Here is an 18,775-nt window from a genome sequence, read left to right on the forward strand (position 1 = left end):
TAGGGGTTCAGGGGTATAGGGGAGCCACTGGCGTGGGCGGGTTTCCCGACTTGAGCCAAGTGGCGTGTGTACTTATTCAAAATTCTTACACCCCAAACCCTTTCACCCAATCTCCACGAATAATCTTTGTGCATAAGTCCTGTGTATTTCTCAATTACAAATTAATTACCAATGACAAATGACCAATGACAACCTTGAGTAGTTAGCTTGATTTGTACCAACATACTTACAGAGGAATTTCAATTAACATCTCACAACCCTTTCCTGGTGGAGAAACACACTTGATGTTACCACCATGTTTATCTACAATAATTTGGTAGCTGATGGATAAACCTAAACCTGTACCTTGTCCTGGTTGCTTGGTGGTAAAGAATGGTTCAAAAATGCGCGATCGCAAATTATGGGGAATACCACAACCATTGTCCGCAATTTTGATTTGAATAGTATTTTCTTCTATAACTTTTGTCCGAATCCAAATTTTTGGCTTGTCTATAAGTTTGCCGTTTGTCACCGCATCTTCGAGCGCATCAATCGCATTATTGAGAATATTCATAAAGACTTGATTCATCTGCGCCGCATAGCAAACTACACGGGGTAATTCACTATATTCTTTAATAATTTCAATTCCTGAAGAATTTTCATTTGCTTGCAGGCGATGTTGCAGAATCAACAAAGTGCTTTCAATTCCTTCATGCAAATCCACAGGTTTTTTTTCTGCTTCATCCAATCTAGCAAAGGTGCGTAAAGATAAAACCAATTGCGAAATTCTATCTGCTCCCATTGTCATGGAGTTGAGCATTTTTGGCAAATCATTAGTAATAAAATCTACATCTATTTTTTCACCAAATTCTCTAATTTCGGCTTTGGCTCTGGGATAATGTTTCTGATACATCCCCAGCAAGGTGAGTAAGTCTTCAGTATAGTCGTGTAAATAACTAATATTGCCAAAAATAAAACTAATTGGGTTATTAATTTCGTGGGCTATGCCTGCAACTAACTGCCCTAACCCAGCCATTTTTTCACTTTGAATTAACTGGCTTTGAGTTTGCTGTAATTCTTGGAGAGTTTGCCGGAGTTCTTCTTTTTGCCTTTGAGTTTGTTCTAATAATTCTGCTTGCTGGAGTCCGACACCTAATTGATTACCAATTTGTACTAATAAATCTATTTCATCTTCTTTCCAATTGCGGGCGGCTGTGTTGTGATAAGCCGCTAGTAATCCCCAAAGTTTATCACCTTGGAAAATCGGCACAATCATATAAGAACGCGCTTCCATTAACTGACTCAAAGATATATATTTATGCGCCTCTTGATTGTTATAAATATCTCTGACTACCAGAGTGTGTCCTTTAGCAAAATCTCCGCCTTGGGTTGTTTGTAAGTAATCATTGGCAATCACACTTAAAAGTTTACGGACTGAAGCCCAGCCTGGGGCGGCTGACTCAGCCACAAATTCACCACTCCAATCAGGACGAAAACGATAAATTGTCACCTGATCTACTTCTAACAATCGCTGCACTTCTTTGGTACTGGTGACAAAAATGGTGTTCAAGTCCAGAGATTGCCGAATTTTTTCGACTGTAGTGGCTAAGGCTTTTTCTCTTTGGGCGGCTTTGCGTTCGCGTTCAGCTGCTTTTGCTAGTTGTTCAGCTTGCAACTGCACTTGTTTTAAAGCTTCTGCTTGCTGTAATGCAACGCCTAACTGTATACCAACCTGCGCGAGTAAGTTGATTTCTTCATCTTGCCAATAACGAGGGTGGGAGTTTTGATAAGCTACCAATAATCCCCATAACTTTTCGCCTTGGGATATTGGCACAAACACTTCATGACGAGGATATTTACCAGCTTGGGTTTCTTTTAATAAGACACGTTCTGTCACTGGCTGGGGTTTAACAACTGGTGTCCAACCATCCACAATTGAATCAGCGACAAATTCACCACTCCAGTCAGGGTAAAAGCGATAAATTGCGACTCTTTCCACATCCAAAAGTCTTCTCACTTCTTGGGTAGTGGTTTTAAAAATTGCGTCAATATCTAGGGATTGGCGAATTTTTTCGACGGTATTTGCCAGCGCCCTTTGACGTTCAGCCGCTTTACTCAGTTCTGCTGCTTGCAGCTGCATTTGTTGTAAAAATTCGGCTTGTTGTAAGGCGACACCTAGTTGAGTACTAACTTGAGTGAGTAAGTAGACTTCATCTTCTTGCCAATCGCGGCGATCGGAGTTTTGATAAACTGCCAATAAACCCCACAGTTTTTGACCGTGGTAAATGGCAATAATTACATAAGCTCTAGCTTGATAGCTTTCTAAAACTTTGATGTAACAGTCGGTGAAGCCATAATCATAAATATCACGACAAATACGATAGACTTCGCTTCTGGCAAACATCCCCCCTTCTGTATCTTGTAAATACGTATCCATGACGGGGGTTTCAGCTAAATCTTTGACGCTACACTCGCTGACATTTTCTTTTAATTTTGGTTGATTTGACTGTTCATCAATCAGCGAAATCCAACCTTCGGCTACTGATTCAAAGACAAATTCACCACTCCAATCAGGATTAAAGCGATAAATAGCGACGCGATCGGCATTTAGTAACTGTCTGATTTCGACTGTGCTGGTGTGGAAAATGCTGTCTAAATCTAGAGATTGACGAATTTTTTCGACGGTGATGGCAATGGTTTTTTGCCATTCTGCTGCTTTTGCCCTGGCTTGTGCTTGTGCTAGTTGTGTTGATTGTATTTTTACTTGTTCAAGATAATTGGCTTGTTGTAAAGCAACGCCTAAATGTGCGGAAATAAGTTGCACAAACTCAATTTCTGATTCTTCCCATTGGCGAGGGTTACTACATTGATGAATACATAACAATCCCCATAAATCTTTGCCTTTCATTAAAGAGGCTACAATGTTAGCCCGGACTTGGAATCGCTCTAAAATCTGGACATGGCAATCGCTCACACTCGCTTGATAGATATCTGCCATTGCATGAATTCGCCCTTCTTGATACAGTCCAGCAAATTCCGCAGCAAAGCAATGATCGCGTAGTTTAGCCGATAGTGCTGAAACCCATTCGGAACCGACATCTTCATAGATGAATTCTCCCTCCCATCCCAACTCAGGATAAAAACGAAACACACCCACACGATCAGTTTTGAGTAATTGTCTGACTTCTGTAACTGTAATTTTAAATATGGTATCTATGTCTAAAGTTTCTCGAATCCTGGCGATGACTCCAGATAAGGCTTTTTGCTTCTCACTCTGAACTGAGGAGAATGGGTTTTCTGATGAATATTCTGTTTGTTTGGAATCTGATTTTATGGTGTAAGAGTTTTCCATTCCTGGTAGGACTTTAAATATTGAAAGTCTTCTATTGTAGAGTTCCCTAATTTCTTAAAAAGATAACAGTCAAAGACTCAAGTTATTGCTAACTTCATTGATGATGATTTACGTGAATTAAAAGTTACTCAGTAAGAATCAAGTTGCTCATTTTAGCTTTGATTATCCAGTCTGAATATTGCTCAGAATTTTTTCGTGCGTTACAAGTTACTACAACACAGCCGAAAATTTAAGGTTTACTTAATAAATCATCTCTAAGTTGAATTTAATGATAGGACTCTGACTTGATTAATCAAAAAATCTGTATTACCAAAAAGTCATCTTTACAAGTCCTTCATCCTAAACTATACGAATAATTTAAACAATCAAAACAGATTTTAAGAGATTTTATGTCAACTTAACAAATTGATTAATAAGTTATGCAGTTAACCAGTAAAAGAGTAGGTTCACTATAAAAATTAAGATTTGTATTAGTTGATTTTGGTGCTAGTAAAGCAGTTTTGATTACTATCGAAATGGTTCAGGAATTTTGTTGGCGATCGCTATTTACATTGAAATACCTGCAAACAAGACAGGAATGCGATCGCTAATATCGCATTCCTGTAAGAAAATAATTCAACTGCGATCGCATTATCGCTTTTTGGGCGATGCGCGGCGTTGTTCGCGTTTTTCGACTTCCCGAAGACGGCGATCGCGCCAGTCTGCCAAGGTTAAGTAGCCAACGCCACCAGTAACTGCGATTAACAGTACTAACGCCAGTAATGCCAGAATACTCAGAAATGGACTTTCCACGATTCCCCTATAGTCCGTTGCGTCCCCAAACTACCATTGCGATCGACCAAGTGAACACAACTAACAGTGATACCCATCCCAATGTCAAAATTCCCATAGTCTTAAATTTGGCAAATCATTACAAAAGGTCTCTAATATTTATCATACCTGGAACTGGATACGAGGAAGTCTGAAGTGTGAAGTCTGAATCAGATTCTCCCTACTCCCCATTCCCCACTCCCCATTGAGACAATGAACAGAATTTCCGATCCACTACTGATGACTGAACGCTTAGAGTCTCTCAAAGCAGGGATAATTGGCGGTTTAACGTTGGGTGTTATCTGCTTGATGACAAGTTTACTCAACACTCTGGTGTTGGCAAGATATTTTGAGATATTGATTAGTTTACAAGTGAAGTGTGATTGGCAGTTGTTGATCAGTTGGGCGATCGCCACGTTCTCTGGTTTACTGTTTGGTGTTACTTACCGTTATATCATTCGCCAAGACCAAAATCTGCAACTCAAAGCTGGTGGGGTGATGGCTTTTGGTTTAGTGCGGGGGTTAGCACAGCTAGAACTTGACTGGAGTTTGGCGGGTGTTGTGTTAGCCGGGGAAAGTGTGCTGTGGTTTATTGTAGCTGCGATCGTTTTAGATCAAGCTATTCAATTAGGCTGGGTTAAAGCTTTTCCATCTACGTAAAGATATCCAAGATTTATGAGCCAAATTTTGTTCATACGCGCTACCTCAGCGTTTACCAGGAAGAATCTTGTAAGTTTATAAATTTTTCACTTAACTCATGAGTCACAATAACTAAAAATTAACTCTTTTTAGCGATCGCTCGTAAAAAATAGAATACACGGTTATTAACTAGTTATATTTTTTCGAGATAATTACTATATTTTTCTATACAAATAATTGTAATTTGCAAATGTTAGTAAAAGATATTTTTACAACATTGAACATCGAATATTTTTGTTTTTTACTTAGCCAAACCAAGTCTGATATTAGATATTAAGCTTATTTTACTCATGTTTGAGTGAGATATATAAGTATTGTTATTTACTCGGCTTAACTCAAATTGACAGCAATATATTTTGCTACTGTAATACCAGCATTATTTATCACTACCAGGATATTGTGATTTAAATTATCCTAGTTGTAGCAAAATTTTCATTAGTAGCATCTAATGAAGATTTAGCGAGAGTATTGACTATTGGCTTTGAATTATTTACGCTCAAAAAATATTTTATTGAATCCATAGATTCATAAGTGTCGAAAACTCTACCAAATTAAATTACATAAGTTGATTCTTTGCTTGATGAGAATCAAACGTTTTTGTAATTACTAAAAATATTCCTGGATTTGATTCTGGTGAATTGATTAAATAAGTAAATATTTCGTAGAGGCTAAGATGATTTTTAATCAACAGCAAATTACTCTAAACTTACCATTCCACAAATTTAATATTAAACAAGTATCTGCTATTTTGCGTCGTCGGCGCTATTTAGTATTAGGTGTTTCTTGTGCAGTGATGTCTGTGATTAGTTTAGTTGCGATTAACACTAAAACTAATTACCAAAGTTCTATGCAGTTGCTTGTGACTGCTGATGCAAATGCAGGTAACACAGCTAATAATATTATGAATCTTGCTGGTAGTGATATTGTGGGATTAAACTCACCAGTTGTAGATTACACAGCACAGATGAAAATGCTGTTGAGTCCCCAACTCATTGCAGAAGCTGTATCTTTACTAAAAGCTGAATATCCAGATATTACAATCGAAGATATTAACGGCAAGCAAGCCAAGCTTTCGATCACAAAGTTAGATGAAAAAACAATCTCTAATAATCTGCCCTTACAAATATTAGAAGTGACCTTCAATGATGAAGATCCAGTTAGAAGCCAGAAAGTTTTACAAGCACTACAGCAAGTTTATCAGAATTATCAGATCCAACAACAAAAAGAACGTTTAAATAAAGGTCTGGCTTTTATTAATGTTCGTATACCGCACATGAAAAAAGAGGTGAATCAAGCAGAAAAAAACTTAGAGCATTTTCGCCGAAAACATAATCTACTTGATCCAGAAGTACAAAGCAAAATTTTAATTGAATCTTTGGCGGCGGTACAACAGCAACTACAAATCACCCGCGCCCAAATTCAAGATGTCCAAGCTCGCTATAATAACTTACAGCAAGAAGTTGCTACTTCATCGCGCAAAGCGAGAATGGCGGCTCAACTAAATCAATCAAGTAGCTACCAAACACTATTAGATGATTTTAAAAAGACGGAACTTGCTTTAGCTAGAGAGCAGAAACGTTATACAAATGAGTCTCCCATCATCCAACAACTGAAAGAACAACGCCAAAATCAGTTAGTACTCTTAAAAAGAGAGTCAAATCAATTATTAACAGATATCAGACAATCTACTGATAGTTCAGTACAAACAGAAGGTGCTGATCCGCAATTATTACAAGAGTTAATTCAAGTCCAAACTACAGCTTTAGGACTAATAGCTAACGAAAAAAGTTTAGCCGAAACCGAACAAAAACTCAGATTTGAATTTAGCCAATACCCAAGTTTATTGGCACAATATAACCGTTTATTGCCAGAAGTACAGGCTAAACGTAAACAACTAGAACAATTATTACAAGCTCAACAATCTTTGGGTTTGAAAATTGCCCAAGGTGGTTTGGGATGGGAAGTATTAGAGGAACCGAGTTTAGGCAAACTAACAGGAATTAACAGATTATCACTGTTGTTAGGAGGTGTCGTACTGAGTCCAATTTTAGGAATTGCGATCGCCTTAAGTTGGGGAATGTTTACCCGCACCATTTATTCTACAAAAGAATTACAGCAGTCAACCAATTTACGGTTACTAGGTTCTGTGCCGAAACTAGCCCCCAGAGGCTTGACAAAATGGCTACCAAATATTTCAGGTCATAAACAAAATAATATTGCTTCTACTTTTACCGAAACTGACAGTTGGTTGCCTTGTCATGAAACCTTAGATATTCTCTATCAAAATCTGCAAATATCTAAGTCTCCTTTGCCTTTTAAATCTTTGATGTTTACCTCTGCTTTATCAGGGGAAGGAAAAACGACTGTGTTACTCGGATTGGCGGCTAGTGCAGCCAGAATGCACCGACGCATTCTCTTAATTGATGCCAATTTGCGGTATCCCCATTTACATAAAATGCTGCAATTATCCAATGATTGGGGTTTATCTCTATTATTACTGGATGAAACAAGCAACCACATTCATAATTATATCCAGCCTGTTCACCCGTCAATTGATGTGTTGACGGCTGGGCCAAAACCAGATGATACTATCAGATTACTCAATTCTCAACGAATGAAAGAACTGATCAAGGGATTTGAGCAAAGCTATGACTTAGTGTTAGTTGATGCGCCGCCAATTTTGGGTACAGCCGATGCGAGAATTTTAGCTGGATATTGCCATGAAATTGTTATGGTAGGACGAATGGGTCAACTAACTCAAGGTGATTTAATGCAAGCTCAAGAAATTTTGAGCCATTTAAATTTAATTGGTATTATTGCTAATGGCGTAAGAAGCCACCAGCAGGTTTAATTATAGTCATTTACCATTAATTTTCTGCTCTGTGCTTTTTTGGTTGCCTACTAAAAATACATTGCATAATTGATAGGAGGCGGCAACCTCCTATGTTGGAGAACTGTCTCATCTTGAGTGGTAGATGCCAAAAGCGTCAAGCAGATACTAGTGTGATTAGATGATCAGCATGAAATTCCAACTGTTTTTAGGCTCTTTATTTTCTCAGTTTAAATTCCGGCATTGGTGGATGGGTATCCTCTTGTGGATTGTTTTGGTTGCTCCTGCTCAAGCATCAGTGATTTTACGAGTGGCGATTGAGAGGGGAGTTAATCAAGTTAAAGTCGGTAGTTCTACGGCTGCCTTGGTAAAGGATAGTACGGGAAAGACTTTAGGACAATTGCCCGCTATGAGCGCCTATTACGCCCAGTCAGTTCCGGGGGGAGTGGCTTTAGATAAGTGGCAATCTGGTTTATTTTGGATTGAGCCAACTGGTAAAGGATTTGTTTATATTGGCGATCGCTGGTATCGTGGAAGAACCTTAGTTGCCCCCACAGAAAAAGGTTTAACGGCAGTTAACTGGGTAGATGCGGAAGAATACCTCTACAGTGTTCTAGGCGGCGAAATGGATAGCAGCTGGCCCCAGGAAGCTTTGAAAGCCCAAGCGATCGCAGCTCGCACCTACGCTCTCTACGAACGGGAAAAACAACGCAATAACCCCATCTACGATTTAGGTGATAGTCCCGATCGCTGGCAAATTTACAAAGGAGTCATGAGTGAATCTCCTTCTACTTACGCAGCAGTTGATAATACGGCGGGACAAGTCCTAACTTATAACAACAAAATTATTCTCTCTGTTTTCCATGCTTGTTCGGGCGGACATACCGAAAATGTGGAAGATGTCTGGGGAAATACTTTGCCTTACCTGCGGGCTGTGCAGGACTACGATCAAGATATCAAAGAATGCAATTGGGTAAAAACTTTTTCCCCTGCGGAAATTAGCGCCAGAATTTCTGGTGTCGGCAATGTTAAGGAAATCATTCCCGAAAAATTCTCACCTTTCCGCAGTGTCAAAGCTTTAAAAATTGTGGGTGATAAAGGTACAAAAGTCTTAGAAGGTGAGGCGGTACGTACTACACTCAAGCTAAGAAGTACTCGTTTTAATGTCAGTAAAAGTGCAGATGGTAGTTTTGTGCTGCAAGGCTTAGGCTTTGGTCATGGATTAGGAATGAGCCAATGGGGCGCATACAACCTAGCTCGACGCGGTATCAACCACCTGCAAATTTTGGGTCATTATTATCAAGGTGTAGCCCTCACACCGATTAAAGCGAAGTAATGAGGGAGTAGGGAGTGGGGAGTGGGACAGGACTATTGTCTATGAAGATTGGGTGTAAGGGTGCAAGGGTGTGGCGTAATATATATACCCCTACTCCCCACTCCCCATCTTAGTTTTTTCTTACCCTACTCCCTATTCCCGACTCCCGACTCTCCATCTTTAGCAGCTTCGATTTGGGCAGAGTTCTGAATTTCCTGTTCTAATAAGTCGGTTTCGGTGGTATATACTAAATCTTTGTTTTCGATGATTTTTTCAGTGGCAAACTGTTGGGCAAAGTCAATTTTTTGCTGTAACTTGGCATCTAAATCGGTTAATAGTCTGGCACGAGATAAGCGATCGCGGTTACGTGCTGTAATTTTTTGATTACGCCACTGAATCCAGAAATAACGTACTAGTGGTACGCCCAAAAATCCTATACCATAAGCCAACAGCAGCCAATAAATTCCTTGGACAAAAGCAACTAATCCGCCTAATTGTGCAGCCGCAATCCCATCTCTGATTAAATTTCCCAGGATTAAAGCACCGACAAAATTGAGGACTCCTAAGCCAGCACTTAGCATAATTTGTCCAGAATCAGCTTGACTAAAACGCCAAGGTGATTCTTCTAAATAAGGTTGTACTGACTGACGATTTTTTTGACTGGCTTGAACTTGTAATTCGGGAAAATAGTAAATTATTTCCCCTTGGGAACTCACTTTTGGTTCCCCGTTAAAGCGCAACAGTACAGGCAGCATATAATCTTCGTACTCTTGTCTATAACTGGGGCCAAGGTCATCTAAATATGGCGCAATTTGTTCTGCTGCGACTGCACCACCCTGACGGCGAATGACAGTGGCTATTTCTTGCCAACGGCGTTCTTCTAATTTGGCATTAGGATTACCATCACCAAATAAAAAGGAAAACACCGCTTCAAAGAAATTCATTTCACTACCTCTACCTTGGCGGCTGTTTTGTCGCCTTTGTTGGTAGGAAGTATCGTAGTAGTTGGGACTAAAATACCAAAATAAATCGGGGAAAAAGAAGAAGCCGCCGCCGCGATCGCTACTGCCGCGATTGTCGTTATCGCGATCGGAATTAGCCGCAGTGATAATTATAATGATGCTAATAGTAATTAGCGCGATCGAAACAACTAAAAATATCCCAAAAGAAATGCGAATCAGGTAGAAAAGAACTTTCCAAATTTTTTGCCACCATTCTTGCAAACGTAACTGAAAATATTTATTCCGTAAAATTGCTCTAAAATTTTGTGGAAATAGGTAAACAATATCACCTGTTTCTGCTACTTGCAAATGTCCACCAGCATCAGTAGCTAAAGCCAATAAACCTTGATTGGCTTCTGCAATTTTTAAGCCTGCTTGGGTGGCAACATCACCAATGGTAACTCGATAACCCAGTTGCTCCACAGCATTCATGATCGCTGGATTTGGAGCCATCGCTCTCCCCTCCTGTTTCAATTTATTCTATCTTTCTCTAGTATAAAGTTTTATTTTTGGAGACTTGAAAGAATACTGATTAACTCCTGATTGATTCACCCAACCAACAACAAGAATAATTAATTTTTCAATCTAAAAGATATTAATCGCCACTTTTACCATGTTAAAATTATTTGCCTTGGCTTGGTTAATCAGCAAATTTTCTGTCCTCAAATATGGTTCAGTACACTCTCGCCCAAAGCCCAGAAATTATCCTTTCCGTTCCTGGCAAAGATTCTGCTAAAGCTCGTGATAAAGCAATGGATCAGTTGATGGAACTGATGGATGCGGGTAAACTCCCCACGGAATTAGAAGAAGGATTCGGCCCGCAACAATTAATTGAGGTCAAAGAATCAACCAGTGACCATAACAATAGTGAAGATGCTATTACTCAAGCAGTCCAAGTGTTAAGTAATTTAGCGACACTCAAGTTAAAAGTGCAAGAATCCCGCACGGAAGCCTTAGAACTTCGCAAAGCTGTTGATATTTTGTTCTCTGATAACTCTGTCACCGAAGAAGAAATTACGCGTCTGAAAGAAGGCTTTAAAGTTCTGAAAAATTTCGCTCAAGCAAATCTGCGTTACCAAGAAGCACGAGCTAAAGCAGAACAGGCGAGGCAAGTCTTAGACCAAGCTTTAAAATCGCCAGATGCGTAAATAGTTGCTGAAGTTGTCATTAGTCATGGGTATGGACAAAGGACTAATGACAACCTTTAATTTAGCGTCGTCTGATGCCTCTAAAAACAGAGTTAGCTTGTTCGTCGCTATTTGGTGTTTCTACTTCGACAATTTCAGCACTGGTACTCTTTTTGTAATATTGCTGATAGTAGTCATGGGAAACAGGTGTGGAATCTTTTGATTTGTTGGCTATCATCCCTAACAGGGGTGTACCAGAAATTTGAATTTCTTCTAATACTTGCTTGAGGGCAGTACGTTTCAAATGACCCAAGCCAGCTACCATAACAATACCATTGGTGTTAGATGCTAACAGGTAAGCATCAGCAAATCCTAGCAATGGGGGAGTGTCATAAATTACTAAATCAAAGTTGCTTTGCAGTTCGTTCATTAAATCCTGCATTTTCTTAGAAGCTAGTAATCTGACAGAATCGGGAGGTGTCGGCCCCGCAGTCATCACAAATAGATTATCTTCTATTGGCGATCGCTCAATCACATTTTCCCAATCTAAATCTTGGGCAATGACATCAGTCAAACCTTGAACATTCAATACACCCAGACGCTGGTGCAAACTAGGACAACGCAGGTTAGAGTCTACTAATAACACTCTCTGACCCATTGCCGCAGCGGCCTGTGCTAAATGTACAGCCACCGTAGATTTACCATCTCCCTGGCCAGCAGAGCTAATTACCAACGAGCGAATCGGGTCATCAGAACCCAATAACATGATATTGGTGTAGAGCGATCGGTAAATTTCAAAGAAAGAAGCCCGATTAGTTTGTTGTAAACCTCTAGATAAAGTTGATTGTGGTGCTGATTCTAGTTCTTTTCTTAAAGGTACAATTCCTAGTAATGGCAACTTAGCACTGTTCTTCAACTCTTGAACAGTGTAGAAAATATTACTCAATTTATCAACAATCAAAGCTGCCCCTATACCCAACACCAACCCTAAAATGCCACCAATAGCTAAGTTTAGCTTGGCATTGTTAGAAATTGCACTTGGTTTATCAACTGATGCTAATTTAGGATCAAGTAATCGCCAAGGTTGTTGTTTTTGAGCTTTTTCAATTTCTAGTGCTTGTTGTTTAGTAGTAAATTGCGTCAGAGAACTGTTAGAAATTTCTAATTGTTGCTGAATATTACTATAGGTACGAGTCAGAGTCGCTAAGTATCTGACATCGTTATTCAGAGTTGTGATTTTGTCATACAAAAATTTATCACGGGCGGAAACAGACCGAATTTGGCTTTGCAATTCTTTTTGCAGACGCATTTCCTCACCAGCCAATAAAGGAAGCAAATAAGCTCTCCTATCTGTTAGCGTCACCATAGCTGGGTTATCTGGTGTATATACTGCTGCCTTTTGGGCAATTTCAATATCAACGGCTTGGATTTGATCTAGTATCTTTTGATAACGCCCATTTTCACTCAGTAAAGAATTACCCGCCTTTTCACCAGGGTTTCTGGCTAATTCTCTTTGTAAATCCTGATATCTGGCGACTAATTGTTCTAGTTGTAGGCGATTTTCGATGCGCTGTTGTCGCAACCCAGCCAGTTGACCAGCTAATTCTTGCGCTCTTTGGGCTGGATCAATTAAATTATTTTCTACTTGTAAATTGCGGAGTTGATTTTGCCAATATTTGACTCTCGCTTCTATTGGCTGTCTTTGTTTATCAACAAACTCAATTGCTTGATCAACATCTAACTGACGTTCTTGTAAACTATAAGCTAAATAAGCATCAGCTAGTAGCTTAGAAACATCACTTACTAGTTGTTTGTCTGGGTGCGTATATTGAACAGTTAAAATGTCTGGTGATTCTGAGCCGATAATTAAGCCAGAAACTAGCAAATTATAATTAATGTATGGATATTTGGGCTTAAGCTTTTCCACAATCGGATCAAGTACTCTGGGACTACGTAAGACTTGAATTGTGGTATTACCGTTGCTTCCACCCTTGCCTGATGATACCGAAACACTGGGAGTTGCGTCTTCATCAGAAATTGTTTGAGGCACACTAGCTATTACCTTAGTTTCACCCGTTACCTGCCTCGTTAAAATATCAAACGAGCCGAGATATACTGGAGGGTCGGTTTCGGCCTTTAACACTGCTGCTGTAGCTACTAAAGCAGTTATTCCAGAAATTAACAGCAATCGACGACGCAAAATGGCAAAAATCTGACCTATATGCAACTCGTCATCATCATTGTTGTTAAACTGAGCAGATTTAGCTTGTGACAGGTAAGGGTGTTTTTCTGACTTCAGCATAGTGTTTGTAAATTAAACGACTGGGTTTTGATGCAGTAAAAACTATTTTCGCAATTGTGGTAAAGATGCTGGGAATGCTTATAAGTTACCTTGTCTGTTGCTATGCCCTGGCAAATTTTGGACTTGACTAACTAACTAATACGTTAGTCAATTTTCAGTACACAGGTATTGTGAAGAACTTAGTTCATACACTTACTATTGTGGTTAAAGTTTTACAAATACAGTTTAGTCAAGGATAACGCAATACAAATACAGTAACATTGCGTAGCATAAATTTGTTAACTTTGGTGAACATTCCTGTTGAGCTATACAAAACTTTTACTGAAACAGCACGAAATTTTTAACTTTCGACTCTATAGAAGTTATCTACGCTTCAAAGTAGAGACTTTGTATACAAAATCTCTACTTCGGCTAAAATTTGGGATTAATTAAACCAAGCTGCGAACTGGAAGAATTGCCCTCGGAACACTTCTAACAACCGCAACCAAGTATTTGTATCTGTGAGTTTACCTAACTCTAAATAAGGTGCAGGGGCAGTTCCTTGCACCCATAAAACTAAATCAAAGGTTTGCGGCTGAGTAAAGACCTTGTTGAGATTAATACCTCTAACTTCGCGTTTTCTCCAGAGTGGGACTAGTTTTTGACCTGTTAATAACGCATCGGTCTCATTTAAAAAATTCAGCCACTCATCAATCATGGGTTTAGTAACGACTGCATTGGGAATTACCCCTTTTTGTTGAGGATTGGGTAGCCATTCCCGGTCATTATCAGTTTCGGCTAAAATCAAATCCCAAGATTGACGACTTAAGGCTGTGACTGTGCGTAAATTTTCCATTGCAGTGGTTAAAAGTTCTGGTTCAGCCACGGGAAAATTCATTAAATGAACGAACGCAACGATGTCGGTAATAATATCAAAGTCAAAACTACCAGATGGGCTTCTACCCTCAACCAGAAAGGGATAAGGGGTTTTTGGTTGAGCAAAAATTAAATGAGCCGTGGCATCAAAAAGTTTACTTTCATCGTAAGCTAAAACGATCTGAGCGATCGCAGATAGTAAATTGCAGTATCCCCTCAGCCAAATTACATCACCTGCATCAAAAGCGATCGCTAAATTTTGGGCAGCTTTTTCGCTGGCTGGTATCCCTGTCAATAAGCTAAAAGTCTTCCAGAAAGACTCATCCTCTACTAACTTACCATCTCCGTTGATATCCAACCTTGTTAAACCCAGCCTTAGCGGTAGCTTAACTTGATTATCTTTGATTGGTTCCAGGGTATTCTTGACTTGAGTTAAATCATTGAGTAAGTTCTGTAAAACATTTCTTGTATCTTGATAAGTGACTGGCTCTGGTTTAGGATTTATCGGTACAGGCAGACGTAAAATTGGGAAAAACTGAGTAACAAAATTTTGCTGCACACCATAACGGTAAAGCGACTGGGTTAACCTTTGAGTTGCACCCATCAACTGCACAACGCCCAACTTAAATCGCGTCAAGTCATCATTGTTGTTTTCTTGAAGTTTAGCTGTAAAAGCTGCTTCTCCCTCCTGAAATTGAGCATTTATCAGATATTCCTCAATATCAGAAGAAGGTGTCGCCGATTTTACCAGTGGCGTAAATGAGAATAATAGGCTGAGGACTAGTAAAAGAGAACAAACAAAAAGGCGCATAAGCTTTCACCTCATAAATACATTTGTTTGCGCTACTTTAACCTAAATCATCCTCAAGTCTGCTAAAGAATAGCTAAAAGTCTAGTTTAGACTTCTTCCTAAACTTCCACTGCACCGCAGGCAGAGTGCTTTTTGGATAGGGGCAATGGAGTTTTGGGCTGATTTAGCTCATGATTTAATGCGTTACTTAATGCACAGAAAAAAACGGTGTGTTACGACTAATTTTTACTATCTTAAGTGCTGAGTCTTTACATAGACGTAACACATCTTAAGTGGCAAATATGGTTTACCAACAAATTAATTCTGAGTTCTGAGCCAATGTTTCTAAGATAAAGAATCTAAATCAAGGGATTGCATTCCTTGAGTTTTGGCAAAGGTGAGCATACTGCTTAATTGCAACCATACTAATAAGCCAGTCAACAAACTTATTGGTAAACCAACTCCTAATGCCAGAATAGGAGGAAAGCCAAAGATAGCTAAACCTGAATAAAGAAAAAGACTAATACCAAAAGTAATACCGATAAATGGTACTAATAATTGCTGAGAATAAACACGAGATTCGGATTTCTCTGTACTATTTTTTTGCCATTTCTGCACAATAATTTTAAGTGTGCCAGATAAACCAACACCAGAAGTTACAGCGATAAATAAGCCAATAGCTAGAAGAAAATAAGGTGGTTGTTCTGGGAAGTAGTACATGAAAACTCCGAATTATATTAAAAGGTCAGAAAATTTACTGTTTGTAATAATGCGCTATCAAAATGATAGGAGGTAATTTTACCTCCTGTTATCAGATGGGAGTTTGCAGGTTTTAGTGCGTGATACCTGATGCCGAATCTCCTAAATTAACAAAAGCTGTAGCTCTTGGTAAAATAGCGGCTACTCCTTCTCTAGAAAATTCGGTTAATAAGCGAATTGCGACATCTATTAAACGATTGGGTTTGATGTCATCTTTGACTAAATCCCACAGGCGTTGTACTTCTTCTGTATGCAGACGGTCATCTTCTGTGAGGGCTAATACTAATTGTCGCCGCAGAAATTTACCTTCTTCTGATAACAAAAATTGCAATCCCATTTGGGCTGTAGGTAATACATCAAAGTTACCATCTGTGCGGGCGATCGCAATTAAGTTTTCCAATCGCTGCCACTGGAATTTACCATCTTTAAACAGCACGTTCAGCAACCGTCGCCGCAATTGGGGAGACTCGCCTGTAAGTAAGCGTCGGGCAATGTAAGGATAACCAACCTCCACAATTTTAAAATTGGGGTTAAGGCTGAGGGCAATTCCTTCTTGTGTGACTAATGAGCGAATAATTAACGCAAACTTAGCCGGAACTCGAAAGGGATATTCATACATTAATTCCGAAAATTCATCGGTAATGGTTTTGAAGTTAAAATCCCCAACGTTCTTACCAATTGCATCGCCTAACACAGTTTCTAATGCTGGTACAATTGGCACAATATTTGTGTCGGCAGTCAAAAAACCCAAATTGACAAAATCTGTGGCTAAGTCCAGATAGTCTTTGTTGACCAAATGTACTAAAGCATCAACTAAATTTTCTTTGCTGGTTTCTTCTAACTGATCCATCATGCCAAAGTCGATGTAAGCCATACGACCATCGGGCATAGCAAATAAGTTACCAGGATGGGGGTCAGCGTGGAAGAAGCCGAACTCTAGCAGTTGACGCAAACCAGAAGTGACAGCAATTTGGATAATAGTTTCAGGATCTAAACCAGCAGCACGGATACTTTTTGTATCTGTTAGCTTCAAGCCGTTGATCCATTCTAGGGTTAATACCCGACTGCTAGTGTAACGCCAGTAAATTGCCGGGACTTTTACCTGGGGGTCGTTGCGGAAGTTGTTGGCAAATTTTTCGGCGTTGCGACTTTCGTTGATGTAGTCAATTTCTTCAAATAATTTTGTCCCGAACTCGTCCACAATTAAGGTCAAATCGTGACCGAGATTTAGGGGTAGCAAAGGTGCAAGCCAACTCGCAGCCCAACGCATTAAATAAAGGTCTAAGGTGAGAAGTGGTCGGAGGTTGGGGCGTTGTACTTTGACTGCGACTTCTTCACCACTAATCAAACGTCCCCGATAAACTTGACCTAAACTTGCTGCCGCTACAGGTTCTGGTGATAATTCACTGTAAACTGCTGATATGGGACAATCAAGTTCTTTTTCAATAATTGTGTATGCGATCGCACTATCGAAAGCTGGCAGTTGGTCTTGTAATTTTACCAACTCTTCTAAGAAATCTTTGCGAATCAGGTCAGGCCGGGTGGAGAGGGCTTGACCGACTTTAATGAAGGTGGGGCCTAGGCTTGTTAGTAGTTGACGCAACTGGGTAGCTCGCTTTCCCCGATTCTGCTCTACTTGATTTTGCCATTCATCCCACTTTAGACTCAAAACGAATCCAGCAAAAGACCAAATAATTCTCAGCAAGCGTCCCCATGCTAACCAGGGGCGGTAACGATAGTGACGAGCGATCGCTTCTGGATTATACCGCTTTAGCTGAGCAGGTTGATACTGACCCACGCTTTTTGTTGCCTCTTCAACTGGGAAATCTACACTGTTGTTTTTGTTTTTTGGCATCCCCAAGTACAAGCTGATTGCTCGTTAGGATAACCTTAGCTTTTTATAAAAAACTATTAAACTTTACCTTTTTTCGGGTACACACGCAGCCATAAAAGCTTACCGTGCTTGCCTCTTTTTTTTATCTTTTTCTTAATTATACTTTATAAAAGTACAAATAATTCCCGAAAATCGGTCAAAAACCAATCCGCAATGGTTAAAGAATTGTTAAGAAAAAGCTTTTTCTGGGTATATTGTTACTGAGCTTGGATGTGATTATGTTTATCTGCTACAAGTTATCAAGTTTGGCGGATGACTTGTAGCGATCGCACTTGCTCACTAGTGGTTTTTGTCGTCTTTAGATCGGGCTTGGCTGACAAGTTAACAACTGTTCTGCGCTTCTTGTTCTAGTCTGCAAACATCGCGTCTAAGTCGCAGTTACAAGACTTGGTATGGTCTTTAGGGTTTTTATGAATTTCCTCTAGAATGTTATCTGGCAACATGGCTACATCTTCTAATAGTTCGTGCTGCTCAATAAACCTCGTCATGGCTACCGATATCTACAAATACAGCTTTGCCGTCTTCTGTAAAGTAGAACAGTACTCTTTCATCGTAATCTACACTAAAACTCCAAAATTCTTGAAGCTTTCCCGATAGTTTGTGCGTTTTCAAGCTTGGATCAAATGGATCTATAGTGAACTGTTCCAGTTTTTGCCAAAACTTTGCTTCTAAATCTATGTTGCCTTTGATGCGCTTTTTAAAAGCACGTTTAAATGCGGAACTGAAACTAACTTCCACGATTACTCCTCTATCAGTTGTCTCAGTTCATTGATGTTGGAGGAAAACTTCAGTTCACCTTTTTGCTGTTCCATTTTTGCCGACTGAAAATTGTCGTATATTTCTTCACGGCGCTCTTCACGGAGGTATTGCTGCAACAAAAGTTGAAGTTCAAGCTTCTCATCTACGGAGAGACTTTTGATTACTTCGACCACATCATTAAAAGTCATCGATTGCAAGACCTCATTCTACTCACTAATCATTCTAGCTGGCGAGAAACCAAGCTCTCAATATTCAAAAGGTGCGTGACATTTCATTCACGCACCCTACAGGTATAACTAACCG

At 39.5% G+C, this 18,775-nt stretch carries 15 protein-coding genes; 4 read left to right on the forward strand and 11 right to left on the reverse strand.

All coding sequences use genetic code 11. The features are described 5' to 3' along the window. Positions 1–226: 226 nt before the first annotated feature. The 3 genes from H6G79_RS22975 to petN all read right to left on the reverse strand — a co-directional run bounded on the left by H6G79_RS22975 (position 227) and on the right by petN (position 4,220). Positions 227–3,331, reverse strand: coding sequence for a GAF domain-containing protein (locus tag H6G79_RS22975; protein WP_190590648.1), 3,105 nt, complete (start codon positions 3,329–3,331; stop codon positions 227–229). Between the two features lie 630 nt (positions 3,332–3,961). Continuing rightward, positions 3,962–4,123, reverse strand: coding sequence for a hypothetical protein (locus tag H6G79_RS22980; RefSeq protein WP_190590647.1), 162 nt, complete (start codon positions 4,121–4,123; stop codon positions 3,962–3,964). A gap of 7 nt (positions 4,124–4,130) precedes the next feature. Beyond that, a complete protein-coding gene (petN, locus tag H6G79_RS22985) occupies positions 4,131–4,220 on the reverse strand; it encodes a cytochrome b6-f complex subunit PetN (protein ID WP_083468698.1) in 90 nt (29 codons plus the stop codon). Positions 4,221–4,381: 161 nt separating this feature from the next. On the opposite strand from petN, the gene H6G79_RS22990 reads away from it, so the two are divergent. The 3 genes from H6G79_RS22990 (at position 4,382) to H6G79_RS23000 (ending at position 9,006) form a co-directional block, all read left to right on the forward strand. Further along, positions 4,382–4,801, forward strand: a complete 420-nt coding sequence (locus H6G79_RS22990; RefSeq protein WP_242048520.1) for a hypothetical protein — start codon at positions 4,382–4,384, stop codon at positions 4,799–4,801. A gap of 712 nt (positions 4,802–5,513) precedes the next feature. Beyond that, positions 5,514–7,691 (forward strand): tyrosine-protein kinase domain-containing protein, encoded by a 2,178-nt coding sequence (locus H6G79_RS22995; protein ID WP_190590645.1) that lies wholly within the window; start codon positions 5,514–5,516, stop codon positions 7,689–7,691. A gap of 169 nt (positions 7,692–7,860) precedes the next feature. Further along, positions 7,861–9,006, forward strand: coding sequence for a SpoIID/LytB domain-containing protein (locus tag H6G79_RS23000; RefSeq protein WP_190590644.1), 1,146 nt, complete (start codon positions 7,861–7,863; stop codon positions 9,004–9,006). Positions 9,007–9,131: 125 nt separating this feature from the next. On the opposite strand, the gene H6G79_RS23005 is transcribed toward H6G79_RS23000, so the two are convergent. Next, positions 9,132–10,439, reverse strand: a complete 1,308-nt coding sequence (locus H6G79_RS23005; RefSeq protein WP_190590643.1) for a hypothetical protein — start codon at positions 10,437–10,439, stop codon at positions 9,132–9,134. A 215-nt stretch (positions 10,440–10,654) separates the two neighbouring features. Here H6G79_RS23005 and H6G79_RS23010 point away from each other — a divergent pair, with 215 nt between their 5' ends. Beyond that, positions 10,655–11,134: a hypothetical protein gene (locus H6G79_RS23010; protein ID WP_190590642.1), complete on the forward strand. Its 480-nt coding sequence runs from the start codon at positions 10,655–10,657 to the stop codon at positions 11,132–11,134. Between the two features lie 61 nt (positions 11,135–11,195). On the opposite strand, the gene H6G79_RS23015 is transcribed toward H6G79_RS23010, so the two are convergent. From H6G79_RS23015 to H6G79_RS23045, 7 genes are all read right to left on the reverse strand, one after another. Beyond that, positions 11,196–13,415, reverse strand: a complete 2,220-nt coding sequence (locus tag H6G79_RS23015) for a polysaccharide biosynthesis tyrosine autokinase (RefSeq protein ID WP_190590641.1) — start codon at positions 13,413–13,415, stop codon at positions 11,196–11,198. A 424-nt stretch (positions 13,416–13,839) separates the two neighbouring features. Then, the gene (locus H6G79_RS23020) at positions 13,840–15,081 is read right to left on the reverse strand and encodes a hypothetical protein (RefSeq protein ID WP_190590640.1); all 1,242 of its coding nucleotides are present in this window, start codon (positions 15,079–15,081) and stop codon (positions 13,840–13,842) included. A gap of 324 nt (positions 15,082–15,405) precedes the next feature. Beyond that, complete coding sequence (locus H6G79_RS23025; RefSeq protein ID WP_190590639.1) at positions 15,406–15,780, reverse strand: hypothetical protein; 375 nt, start codon at positions 15,778–15,780, stop codon at positions 15,406–15,408. 112 nt (positions 15,781–15,892) lie between these two features. Beyond that, complete coding sequence (locus H6G79_RS23030; RefSeq protein ID WP_199331391.1) at positions 15,893–17,674, reverse strand: AarF/ABC1/UbiB kinase family protein; 1,782 nt, start codon at positions 17,672–17,674, stop codon at positions 15,893–15,895. A 386-nt stretch (positions 17,675–18,060) separates the two neighbouring features. After that, complete coding sequence (locus tag H6G79_RS23035; protein WP_190590638.1) at positions 18,061–18,201, reverse strand: hypothetical protein; 141 nt, start codon at positions 18,199–18,201, stop codon at positions 18,061–18,063. Next, positions 18,185–18,451, reverse strand: coding sequence for a type II toxin-antitoxin system YafQ family toxin (locus H6G79_RS23040; protein ID WP_190590637.1), 267 nt, complete (start codon positions 18,449–18,451; stop codon positions 18,185–18,187). Before H6G79_RS23040 ends, H6G79_RS23035 begins: the two co-directional genes overlap by 17 nt. Positions 18,452–18,453: 2 nt before the next feature. After that, on the reverse strand, positions 18,454–18,660 hold the full coding sequence (locus H6G79_RS23045) for a hypothetical protein (protein ID WP_190590636.1): 207 nt from the start codon (positions 18,658–18,660) through the stop codon (positions 18,454–18,456). Positions 18,661–18,775: the final 115 nt, after the last annotated feature.

The organism is Anabaena sp. FACHB-83, from assembly GCF_014697485.1.
Lineage (GTDB): Bacteria > Cyanobacteriota > Cyanobacteriia > Cyanobacteriales > Nostocaceae > Nostoc_B.